Raw genomic sequence first — 11,527 nt, 5'->3', positions numbered from 1 at the left:
AACTATTGTTTTAAAACTTTTTATAATTTGAAAAAAAGGTTTTTAGTCACAACCCTTCCCAGGATCTGTTAAAATTGTAAGTATGCCACCATTCGATATTTGCTGATCACAAACTTCTTGGGGTATGCTACTTATAGGGTTGTTGGTTAAACTCAATAGGGCTAAATTGGTTAACTGCCCTAATTCTGGCGGAACCGTATTGAGTTGGTTACTGGCCAAAGTCAAAACGGCTAAGGTTTCTAGACTACCAAGGGATGGGGGTAAGCTTTCTAGATTATTGCTATTTGCATCCAAAGTCTCCAAGGAATTAATACGGTTGATGTTTTCAGGTATTCTTGTCAGGTTTTTATTGTTCATGGTAATGGTTTTAGGGTTACCATTGTCATGAAATGTAACTTCAGGATAGTGGTCCACACTCCACCCCAAGGTATTTCCGGGGTTAGCAGTGTAAATTCCAATGAGTGCGTCTAATGGAGTGTCATTTCCCAATTGGACCAGATCATGGGTGATGGTCATTGTAGGATTATGAAAATTCTTAATATAATAAACCGATAATGGTAAGGCAGTTATGTTGTTCTCGGATAAACGCAATATGTTTAAGTTTATGAGAAACCCTATTTCAGGAGGAACAGAAGTAAGTTGATTATTGTTTAAGGATAAAATTTCAAGATGTACCAATTTCCCCAATTCCTTAGGGATCGTAGTAAGTTCATTACCAGTCAAGAAGAACCTTTCTAAATGAACCAGCTGTTCAATTTCTTGGGGAACCGATATAATATCATTGATACTCAAATCCAATACGGTCAAATTTACCAATGAACATATTTCAACAGGTAACTCGGTCAATAGGTTGCTGGATAGGGTAAGTTGTTTGAGATTTACCATTTCACCCATACTTGGAGGTATAGCGGTGAGCCGGTTGCCCCCTAAATAAAGTATTTCCAGGTTTTTTAACTTGTTGATTTCATCAGGTAATGTTGTCAGTGTGTTTCCATCAAGACCTAAAAACAATAAAGAACTTAAATTGCCAATTTCCTTGGGTAAGGACGTAATAAAGTTATCATGTAGATGCAATTCTTCCAAGTTGGTTAATTGCCCTATTTCACTTGGTAATTCCCTGAGTTCGGATTCGCCAAGGTATAAATAGGTTAATTCGGTTAATAGGCCAATTTCCTTGGGTAAAGCAGTTATGCCTAATTCTCCAAGGGTTAAACGAGTGATTTTGTCTTCTGTATTTGTAACTACGCCATCAAGATCATTTAAATCATCGGTATTCAATAAATCCCAGGAAATGGTATTGCCGGGGTTGACATCTAGAATGGCCTGTAAAATCTGACGTTGTGTTAATGGGAAATGAACAGTTATCGTATAAGTGGCCGTAGACCCATCTTCGGCGGTAACCACGTATATAACAGGCTGGGTAAAGTTTTGGGCCGTGGTTTTATCAATAGTGGCCCCCTTTGATATTTTAATTTCGGGAAGTAGGCTTGAAACGTCCGCATCTGGTGGTACGGTGACATCGACCGTTTTATTTTCTTTATCTATGGTTGCCACCAAATCGGTTTGGAAAAAGGTGTTGGCAGATCGAAAAACAAAACTGGTGATTTGTTTCTCGCTGCTTTTTGCAATTTCCTTAGAGCCTGAGTCGTCATCTTTGCTGCACCCCGTTAAACCAATCATAAGAAATAGAAGGATAATAATGATAACCTCTATGTTTACCTTAAAGCCTGTTTGTATGGTTTTCATGACTCTTTTTTTAAAAATTAAGCTTGATTTTGTTGATTTCCAGTTGTTGCAGAGCTCTTCGATACGTATTGATCAATAGCCCATGTGTTAGTTAAAAGAGCGGAACCAGTTGCCCCACCTATTACCATATTTTGTTATTGAATGAGGTAGGGGTGTACTCTAGTCTTCCGGTAAATGGCCCTTCTTTAGTTTTATTCATTCTTTAAAGGAGAATGATGCTCATGTGCCATTTTCCATCCATCTGTAGTTTTGACAAAGAGTAGCGTAATTTGGTCGTTGACTACAACAAGGTCTTTCCCGAATTTTAGATGAAAATCAGAATGGAAAGTTAGGTTGGCGACATCGCCATAAACTGCAATTTGAAGATCTTTCGCATCGAACTTTACAACTTCACTTACAGAACCGAAAATATTGCGTTCGTGAGTTTCATTTGCTTCCGATCCATTTCTAGGCTCACCATTTTTAAATTCCGTAAACTTTGGGCCATAGGCATGGAATGCAATTAGTTTGTCTAAATCCTTATCTTTAATACTCTGTGCTATGGCGCCGAAAGTTTCCATTACCTCCTGTTTAGCTTCTGGAAATTCATCATTTATTAAGTCTGTTTGAGCTTTGCAATTTGTAAATGCAAAACCAATAATTATAAGTAATGAATATGTTAATCTTGTTTTCATAATATTTGTTTTTAATAAGTTCGATTTATTGAAATATGACTTGAAAGCGTTAGTGTAAAAATTCCTGGTATTAAACTTTATTTTTCGAAACCAAAATGTTCAATTACCTCTTCATAGGTAAGTTTATAATAGTCAGTAGACGAGGATTTACAGGAAGTTCCTGAAGGAATTATGATATATCGAAATTGATTTCCTCTTATAGCGTATTACTGATATTCAATTAGATTGGTCCCATGGGTAGATTCGAGAATTATGAACATACCGTCATCTTTGCTAAAGCCGGTTAGTACAACTGCAAATAATAAGTAAATGATAAGGTTGATTTTGGGCGTTCTTTTCCGAAGTGTTTTAATTGTATTCATATGTTTTATTTTTAGAGTGAAGAGAAGTATTCATATTAGACAACTGTGTCCATACATTTTGATAAAATGCCCATTATGTTTTAATTCTTACAAACCCCATAATACTCGCAGACAGCATAATAATCATGAATATCAACCTGTGCTTTACTTAGTTCATCAAGAATAGCTTCTTTGCCATTTTTAGGTAAAAATGTTTTTCCACTTCCATTGCCAGTTATGGTAGTAGTGTTACTAGGTTGGATTATGACAACTCTGTAAGCATGTATAGAATTCAAAAGAACATCACCATCAAAGCCAACTTGTCTATTGCCTTCGTCATAGACTTGAAAAGAATAAGATCCAATCTGATAAAATCCTCCTATAATTTGATTAGTACCATTGTGATATGGCATTTGAATGGCAGCCAAGGAACCCTCACCTGGTTGAACGAAGCCTAAAACCACCCCATCATCAAAAATATTTTTGGTAATTTCAGGTATCATTAAAGTTAATCTGCCATTATTCCCTATGGCATTTTTAAATACAAAGGTTTGAACATTGGCATTTCCATCTTCGCCGTTAATTCCGTCAACACCATCAGTACCTGCTGGGCCGATTGGTCCTACATCCCCATCTTTGGAACAAGAAGAAAATACCAAGGCGAAAATCAGTATCCCGTAGGTAAAAAATTTCATTGTAGATTTCATAACTATTCGATTTAATTATGATACAATGATATGGTGCTTTCCAAAAAATGGCATTTACCATTTTTTCAATCACTTGAAGTATTTGGGAATTGGGAAGAAAAATCAAGCACTATTATTGCATAGCATGCAATAGCACATGTTTAAATACTTGATTATTAATTATTTATTAAAATCACTAGGTGTAATCCCAAACTCTTCCTTAAAGGCTCTACTAAACCAGGAGGGATCGTTAAAACCGGTCTCATAGGCGATTTCGGAGATGGTTTTATCGGTAGTCTCGATCAACTCCTTGGCTTTTTGAAGACGAACGGAACGAATAAAAACCGCTGTGGATCTGTCGGTAATGGCTTTTAATTTTCTATAGGTCTGGGATTCGCTTAAATGTATTTCTTGGGCCAATTGTGCGGGACCAAAATTAGTGTCATCCAAATGCTCATGAATGATCTTTATGACGTGTTGTAAAAATTTGGTTTGTGGATTTTTAACTTTATCCTTTAACAGGGAGGCCAATCCGTTTTTCTCCAATTTACCGATCAATTTTTTACGCACCAAAATCAATTGATCTAACCGCGTAAACAATTCTTCTCTAATAAAAGGCTTTGCCAAATAGGCGTCCGCACCATGGGTAAGGCCCGTAAGTCTATCTTTAGTGGTGACCTTTGCCGTTAAGAGAATTATAGGGATATGATCGGTGCGTTCATCAGCCTTTAGGGTGGCACACACTTCATAACCATCCTTGCCAGGCATCATTACATCAGAAATGATAATATTGGGGATGCGCTCCATGGCCATTTTTATTCCAGCATCACCATTTTTTGCATGAATCGTCTGATAGTTGCTTTTTAGGCAGGTTTCGAGATAATGGGCAACATCGTCATTATCTTCGATAATAAGTACAAGAGGAAATTCGGACGACTTTTCGGAAAGATCGATTTGTTCTTTTTGATTTGGAAATGGAATCTTAAGGGGTGCCGCAATCGTTATGTTGGCATCATCAGTTTTAGTTGCAGCATTGGTTATGGGTAATTGTACGCTAAAAGTACTCCCTTTTCCTAGGGTGCTTTCTACTCCAATGGTCCCGTTCATCAATTCCACAAATTCCTTGGTTAAGGAAAGTCCTATGCCCGTCCCTTCCTGTTTATACATGGATTCATTGTTTACCTGATAAAAACGGTCGAATAAATGGGCCATATCATCTTTGGCCAGCCCCAGACCGTTGTCTTGCACTTTTATGGTAAATAATTCGTTATCCGTTATTTTGCTTTTGTTCAAATGGACGACGATTTTGCCATGGGCCGGAGTGAATTTTATGGCGTTTGAAAGTAGATTTGAAATGATCGAAGCTACTTTGTTTACATCAATATCCATTTCCAAAGTCTCGATTTCCGAGTAAACCGTAAGATTGATATGCTTCGACTGCGCCAAAGAATGAAAACTCTCACTCAAATATTTTACAAACGGGATGACATCGGTCTGCACCAAATTCAATTCCATATTCCCACTCTCTATCTTTGCAAGGTCCAATAACTCATTCACCAGATGCAAAAGGTTATTGCCATTGCGGCGGATCATTTCCAAGGATTTTTCAGCCCCTTCAAAACTCTTGTGTTTCACGTTGGTATCCAAGGTGTCAGCCATTCCCAGGATAACGGTCAATGGAGTACGGAACTCGTGGGTGATATTATCGTATAAACTGTTTTTAAACTCATTCAACTCCTTTAATCGTGTGCTTTCTGCCACTGCCATTCTCTTTGAAAGTTGAAAGCGGTAAAACCTATCGGCAAAGGCCACGGCAATCCCAATATAAACGATATAGGCCCACCAAGTGGCCCACCATGGCGGCAAGATGTCAAGGTTCATTTGCAAAGGTGCCTGTGCCCATTCCTTGCCACGGGAAAAACCATTTACCAACAAAGTATAGTTGCCGGCAGGATGGTTCAAAAATTGAATTTCAGGTTCCTTTAGAAAAATCCATTCCGTATCGGTAGGCAATAATTTATAACCATACTCCACATTTTTATTGATTCTGTAATCTATGGAGGAAAACTGAAGAAAAAACGGAAATTCATTATGCTTGAATTTAAGATGCGTAGTTTCTTTTAAACCTTGGTTCAAAATTGCATTTACTTCTTTTTTGATCTTTACGGTTTTACCTTTTACAAGTAAATCTGAAAAGTACAAATGTTGTGGTTTATCTATTTCTTTTAGATCGTTAGGGTGAAAATAGGTAACGCCTCCAATCCCTCCAAAGTAGATAGTGCCATTAGGGTCTATAAACCGGGCATGAATATCAAACTCCTTACTTTGAATGCCATCTTCTATATTGAATTGTTTAAAGGAATCGCTGTCCGGATTGTACTTTATCAAGCCATCATTGGTTCCTAGCCATAAATCACCGTTTTGGTCATGTTGAATGCTATATACGACATCATTGCTAAACTGCTTTTGCTGTGTCCAGGATTTAAACTTGCCATTGCCAAGGTATTGGCTAAAACCACTACGGGTGCCTAGCCATATACGATCTTTCTTATCGATGAGAATATCATATACCGAATTGTGAACCAGGGAAGAAGGGTCATTCTCCTTCTTGGAAAAATTGGTGAAAACCGGGTTTTGGTAATCCACATTGTCAAAGCTTAGCCTGGAGAGTCCAGATTGCGTCCCAATCCATAGGTTATTTTCCTTATCGACTGTTATACAATCCGAAAAGTCATTATATAGGGAGTTTTTGTCCGAAACTTTGTTTTTGTACCTAAAGATCTTAAAGTTCGTCTCATCGGAATATTCCAAACGAAAAATACCATGGCCATAGGTTGCCCCCCAAAGATTGTTATTGTGGTCCAATACAAGATCTTTTAAAAAATCACCATTTATGGAATTGTCATTCCCCGGGTCGTATTGGAACACTACGAATTTTGGGTTATGGGGATTGAATGTTTTTAAATCGATCATATTAATGCCCCTAGTGGTCGCAATCCACAATCGTTGATTGGTGTCATCCTTGACAATAGCCCTCACTACTGTACCGGTGAACCCATTGGGGGTGTTCTTGTTGAATTTGAAATAGTAGGGCCGACCCTTTCTGATGAGGTTTAATCCGCCGTCCGACGTCCCGACCCACAGGTCATCATTCTCTTTATAAATGGAAAAAATAACATTGTCATTCAACAAATGGTCACCTCTTTGGTTTTTAGAGATATTCTTGAAAGGGGGGGCGGCTAAATCGATTAAATTAGGGTAGTTGGCAGTGCCCACCAAAATCTGGTTCTTGGAGATTTTCAATAGGGCCTGAACGGTGCCATTACTAAGTCCGTTTGTCTTATCCTCCGAATAAAGAATCTTCTTTAAGATACGCTGGTTGACCCAATCGAAAAGATAAATGCCATTTCCTGTTCCTATCCAAACACTCTGCCCATCATTTTTTAAAAAAGCCAAGACATGTTTGGTAGGTAATTCCATTCCTGAACTTAGATCGTATATTTCAGTCTGTTGATTTGCGATATCGTGAATATGTAAGCCAAAGTCCCCGCCAATCAGGAGTTGGTTTTCCGTAGGGTAAAATGCCTGTGCGTTGCCTTGGACCTGTGTAATGGGTCTGGCATTCGATTTAATCTCCGAAGTAGGGTCTATTTTGTAAATATACCCCTGGGTATCACCAACCCATAGGGTGTTTTTGTCATCAATAAGCAAACCGGATATTTCTTTTTCAAGGAAATGGTCTTGTACGAGATTGCCATTACTTGTATACCCTAATTTGTAGAGTCCGGACAATCGGGAAGCTACCCAAATATTTTTCCGATCATCTTCAGCCAAGCCAGATATAATCTCATTAACGTGGGGGGATGCTTCTAATTCTATTCGATGGAAAACTTCCAGTTTTGGGTCGTAAAAATTCAATCCGTTGCCTATCGTTCCCACCCAAATTTTACCATCCGAATCTTCAAGGAGTTTGTTGGTGAGGTTCCCGGAAAGCGTTAACGAATCTTTTTTATCATATTTGTATTGTTCAAATTTGTTTCCATCAAACTTATTTAACCCGTCTTGTGTTGCAATCCATACAAATCCCGAGCTATCGAGTAATAGATCATTTGAGGAAACCTGTGAAAGTCCATCTTCCAGGGTATAGAACCTAATTTGTGGGGCGTTTGTTTCTTGGGAAAAAACACAACAATAGGGGAGGAGTAGCAATAAAAAATTGCAGATAGGAACTTTAAGACTACTTACTGTTCGCATCCCTAATTCTTAGTTGATAATATTTGTAGAATCCATCCCAAAATCCAAAACGGATGATGGCTGTTGAAATTTGCAATTATCTAAGATAAGCAAACAGGATGTATATGAACGGAATTCTGTGTAAATAGAACAAAAATAAACCTTATCGGCAATTACTGCCCTATATTCAGTAAGAATGGAATCGAGGTTTTCTTACATTTTATTTTTGGGTGATTTTATTTACAACAGGAGTTGCTTTGGCTACTTCGTCCTTATTTACAAATAGATCCACTTGTCCTAACATCGATGAGGCAAAACCTGACAAACGCGCCGATTCAGCTTCGTCCTTGATGATGGCCTCAATACCCAAACCGTGTAATTGGCTAACAATCTGTCGTGCAACAAGGGAATCCCCGGTAAAAATCTTTTTATAATTTGATGTCATGGGTACCTGATTTATACTATTAAAGATACGTAACAATTTGCATGTTTCAATGTATTTGTGTGATTATTCCTTTTCGAGGAAGAACTTTTATAATCTTAAATTCCTATGGACTTGTTTCGAATTTGAAGAAGCTATTTTTTATTGGTTTATAAAAGAAGTCATTCCATCTTATATAAATTATCGATGTCCGACAGGCTATAGGAAACAATGAAGCCATAATATTCAATATTATGGCTTGATAAGATTCGATAATTATTGTGTGGGTTAGATCATTTGCAATTCTTTGGTTTCACAATCCGCACTTAAAAGGGTGAAATTGAATTTGCAACCTTCCCCTAAGGTCGATTCGAGGAAAATTGTTCCTCCCATTTTTTCGGTAATTTTTTTTACGGTGGCAAGACCAATACCATTGCCTCTTTCCCCAAATTTATCTGTGGGGGTCAAGGTCTTGAATATTTGAAAGATCTTGTCCTGGTGCTCCTGGGCGATTCCCGGGCCATTGTCCTTTACTGAAAATTCGTAATGATTTTCTTTTTTGTCTATTGAAATCTGTATTTCAATTTCCTCCTTATCATTATATTTTATGGCATTGGAAACAAGGTTGATCAATATTTGGTTCAGGGCCGTTCTATTGATATTGATTGTTTGAAGTGATGAATCGATCTTTAGGTTCAATGCATTGTCGAAGGAAAAAAGACCACCGATATCATCTCTAAGTACTTCGATTTTTATAGGTGTTCCCTTTTCATTCAAAATGGATTCACTTTTGCTATATTCGAGTAGACCGTCAATTAGACCTTTTAATTGGTTTGTTGATGATTTAATAAATCCTAACATTTTTTTACCATCCTCATCAAAATTTGCGGCATAACATTCCGAGAATATCTCAGCGGTGGAGCTTATGTTGTTCAAAGGTGATTTAAGGTCATGCGCTGCGATATAGGCAAAACGATCCAATTCTATATTTTTTTCTTCAAGTTCCTCAACTTTCTTTTCCAATTGAAGGTTGCTCTTACGGAGTTGTAAAAGGTTGATTACTTGTTTGGCAAGGATTTTAAGGGAATTGATCTGGCTTTGACTTAATAATTTTGGTTTATGGTCAATAACACATAATGTTCCCAAGGGTAAACCACTATCTGAATTTAATGGTATACCAGCATAGAAAACAACATTTGTATCACCGGTTACCAATGGGTTGTCGTAAAAGCGTTCATCCTTTCGTGAATCTTGAACCACGAAGATATCATCGTCCTCATTTATGGCATGCGCACAGAAGGCATATTCTTTCGGGGTTTCTGTTGCATCGACACCATGATGCGATTTAAACCATTGTCTTTTATCATCCAATAAACTTACTAAACTTATAGGGGTCCCACATATCTCCGCAGCAATAGCCGTTAAATTATCATAGTCCTCTTCGGGGAGCGTATCCAGAATGGAATAAGAATTCAGGGAGGCTAATCGCTCATTTTCCTTAATATGATCTATTGGTGCTATCATAGTGAATTAATTGGAGTGCTAGTTGGTAAAAACGCTTATATTAGAAAGTAGGAATAGGCTTACTTTGTGACTTAAACGTACTTTTAAGGGGTATAGTATTTGATAATTCTTAAAAGAATCAACACTATTAGGCAAATTTATAATAGATACTCATTTTTATAGGGTACTCGATAATTGAAGGAAGCTTTGTGGAGTTTTAAAAAATTGGCTTTAGAGGAAATTACTAATGCTCAAGGTCAAGGAATACCTCGGTAAAAATTATTCGGTACCGCAGGATAGAAGGGAAAACGACATATAGGACTTAGATTTCTATTTTTGTCCTTATAAGGTTTGAATGTCCTTTGGCGATCATTCGTGTCTTATCGGCATTCCATACTTCGCATTCGGCATTGATGATCTGTTGTCCTTTTTTTGTGATATTGGTTTTGGCAATAATCGTATCACCGGCTTTGGCACGACTGAAATAATCTACCGAAAGGTTTACCGTGGTGTAGGCATGGGTAACCCCCAAAGAGAAAACTGCGGCCCCCATTGCATCGTCAATAATGGCTGCTGTGGTTCCGCCATGTATTATGCCCAAAGGGTTGGTCATTTCCTCCCGTACCAAGTATGAAAACTCGAGTTCACCAGCTTGGGCACTGACCAATGTCGGATTCAACCATCGCATAAGGGGAGAAGGGGATTGGGTCGAGTCTTTACCGAGATGTTCTTTGAGATAAGCTAAGGGCTTGTTCATAGGAATCGAATTTACTTCAAATATACAATGCAACTACTAATTGACATTAGTTCACAGAGCAATTCTTGAAATACTGTTTTATATTAAACTTACGATCTTCAAATTTTTCCTGCAATATTTTAAAGTGTTGAATACGGTCTATGCGGAAGGCTCTATAGTCCTTACGCAAATGGCACCAAGCAATAAGGATCCATTTTTGGTAGGTCGAAAAAATGGCATAAGGTTCTATTTTTCGGAAGGTGATATTGGGGTCTTCGGCTTTTCGGTAATTGATTTCGATATAATTGAAGTGGGTAATTGCCAACTGGATTTCGGACAGCGCATTGCTCGCGACATTCTCATTGGCCTGGTCAAAAATGAAGATTTTCTTGTTCAGTAGCTCACTTTTCTCTAAAACAGAGGACTTAAAGACCGATTTGATCTTAATCATCGCTTCCCCGAAATCGGAAACAAAGGAAGAATCCTTGCTTTTATTCACTAGATGCTGGGCGGTAATCAAGGCATTGGCTTCTTTTTCAGTGAATTGCACGGGAGCCATGGTGTAACCATCCATTAAAGTATACCCGCGACCTTCTAGGGTAATCACCGGAATACCGGCTTCAATCAATTTTTGAATATCACGGTAAACGGTACGTACACTTATTTCATACTTTATAGACAGTTCCGTAGCGGTTAAAACCCTGCGGGATTTTAAAAGCGTGAGAATGTTTATGAGTCTAGATAGTTGGGTCACAATAGTAAAGATAGTGAACCTATCAAGATTCACTATCTACTGGTTTATTGATTAATTCCAGGAATGTAAAGCTATTCTATTTCCTTCGGTATCCATTAATTGGGCCATATAGCCGTTTTCGCCAATATCGGTCTTGGGCATAAGTATTTTACCACCGGCGGATTCTACCCGACCCAAGGGCTCAATAAGGTCGTTCCCCGCGTTGAGGTAAAGGGTTATACCGTCTGCAGAAGGTTTTGCTCCTTCCATTTCCACAATACCACCCCCAACACCATTGTTGTCATTGTCATATGGGAACATACCGTATTTGACATTTGGCATGTGCATATCCGTTATGGTTATTCCCAACATGGTTTCATAAAATTTTTTCGCCCTTTCGTAATTTGTTGCTGGTATTTCAAACCAATTGACTGCATTTTTCATTGTTTACTGA

General features: G+C 38.0%; 10 protein-coding genes. All 10 read right to left on the bottom strand.

What is annotated here, in order from left to right; translation table 11 throughout:
- Nucleotides 1-42: 42 nt before the first annotated feature.
- On the bottom strand, nt 43-1,746 hold the full coding sequence (locus HPE56_RS14310; RefSeq protein ID WP_188244439.1) for a leucine-rich repeat domain-containing protein: 1,704 nt from the start codon (nt 1,744-1,746) through the stop codon (nt 43-45).
- 191 nt (nt 1,747-1,937) lie between these two features.
- Nucleotides 1,938-2,420, bottom strand: coding sequence for a YybH family protein (locus HPE56_RS14305; protein ID WP_188244438.1), 483 nt, complete (start codon nt 2,418-2,420; stop codon nt 1,938-1,940).
- A gap of 206 nt (nt 2,421-2,626) precedes the next feature.
- Nucleotides 2,627-2,782, bottom strand: coding sequence for a hypothetical protein (locus tag HPE56_RS14300; protein WP_188244437.1), 156 nt, complete (start codon nt 2,780-2,782; stop codon nt 2,627-2,629).
- Between the two features lie 80 nt (nt 2,783-2,862).
- Nucleotides 2,863-3,468 (bottom strand): hypothetical protein, encoded by a 606-nt coding sequence (locus HPE56_RS14295; RefSeq protein ID WP_188244436.1) that lies wholly within the window; start codon nt 3,466-3,468, stop codon nt 2,863-2,865.
- Between the two features lie 159 nt (nt 3,469-3,627).
- Nucleotides 3,628-7,701, bottom strand: coding sequence for a hybrid sensor histidine kinase/response regulator transcription factor (locus tag HPE56_RS14290; RefSeq protein ID WP_188244435.1), 4,074 nt, complete (start codon nt 7,699-7,701; stop codon nt 3,628-3,630).
- 199 nt (nt 7,702-7,900) lie between these two features.
- The gene (locus HPE56_RS14285; protein ID WP_188244434.1) at nt 7,901-8,125 is read right to left on the bottom strand and encodes a putative signal transducing protein; all 225 of its coding nucleotides are present in this window, start codon (nt 8,123-8,125) and stop codon (nt 7,901-7,903) included.
- Between the two features lie 264 nt (nt 8,126-8,389).
- Nucleotides 8,390-9,625 carry a sensor histidine kinase gene (locus HPE56_RS14280; protein ID WP_188244433.1) on the bottom strand — a complete coding sequence of 412 codons (1,236 nt, stop codon included), beginning with the start codon at nt 9,623-9,625 and terminating at the stop codon, nt 8,390-8,392.
- A 301-nt stretch (nt 9,626-9,926) separates the two neighbouring features.
- Entirely contained in the window at nt 9,927-10,361 is a 435-nt protein-coding gene (locus tag HPE56_RS14275; protein WP_188244432.1) for a PaaI family thioesterase, read from the bottom strand.
- A gap of 46 nt (nt 10,362-10,407) precedes the next feature.
- On the bottom strand, nt 10,408-11,127 hold the full coding sequence (locus tag HPE56_RS20570; protein ID WP_317173211.1) for a helix-turn-helix transcriptional regulator: 720 nt from the start codon (nt 11,125-11,127) through the stop codon (nt 10,408-10,410).
- Nucleotides 11,128-11,145: 18 nt separating this feature from the next.
- The gene (locus HPE56_RS14265) at nt 11,146-11,517 is read right to left on the bottom strand and encodes a VOC family protein (RefSeq protein WP_188244431.1); all 372 of its coding nucleotides are present in this window, start codon (nt 11,515-11,517) and stop codon (nt 11,146-11,148) included.
- Between the last annotated feature and the right edge of the window lie 10 nt (nt 11,518-11,527).

The organism is Maribacter aquimaris (assembly GCF_014596745.1).
Lineage (GTDB): Bacteria > Bacteroidota > Bacteroidia > Flavobacteriales > Flavobacteriaceae > Maribacter_A > Maribacter_A aquimaris.
Note: the sequence above shows the minus strand (reverse complement) of the source record. Positions and strands in the feature narration are given on the sequence as shown.

Excerpts from the sequence above, each read along its gene's own strand:
- HPE56_RS14295 (WP_188244436.1), bottom strand. The coding sequence starts at position 3,468 with ATGAAATCTACAATGAAATTTTTTACCTACGGGATACTGATTTTCGCC.
- HPE56_RS14285 (WP_188244434.1), bottom strand. The coding sequence starts at position 8,125 with ATGACATCAAATTATAAAAAGATTTTTACCGGGGATTCCCTTGTTGCA.
- HPE56_RS14300 (WP_188244437.1), bottom strand. The coding sequence starts at position 2,782 with ATGAATACAATTAAAACACTTCGGAAAAGAACGCCCAAAATCAACCTT.
- HPE56_RS14290 (WP_188244435.1), bottom strand. The coding sequence starts at position 7,701 with ATGCGAACAGTAAGTAGTCTTAAAGTTCCTATCTGCAATTTTTTATTG.
- HPE56_RS14275 (WP_188244432.1), bottom strand. The coding sequence starts at position 10,361 with ATGAACAAGCCCTTAGCTTATCTCAAAGAACATCTCGGTAAAGACTCG.
- HPE56_RS14280 (WP_188244433.1), bottom strand. The coding sequence starts at position 9,625 with ATGATAGCACCAATAGATCATATTAAGGAAAATGAGCGATTAGCCTCC.
- HPE56_RS14310 (WP_188244439.1), bottom strand. The coding sequence starts at position 1,746 with ATGAAAACCATACAAACAGGCTTTAAGGTAAACATAGAGGTTATCATT.
- HPE56_RS14305 (WP_188244438.1), bottom strand. The coding sequence starts at position 2,420 with ATGAAAACAAGATTAACATATTCATTACTTATAATTATTGGTTTTGCA.
- HPE56_RS14265 (WP_188244431.1), bottom strand. The coding sequence starts at position 11,517 with ATGAAAAATGCAGTCAATTGGTTTGAAATACCAGCAACAAATTACGAA.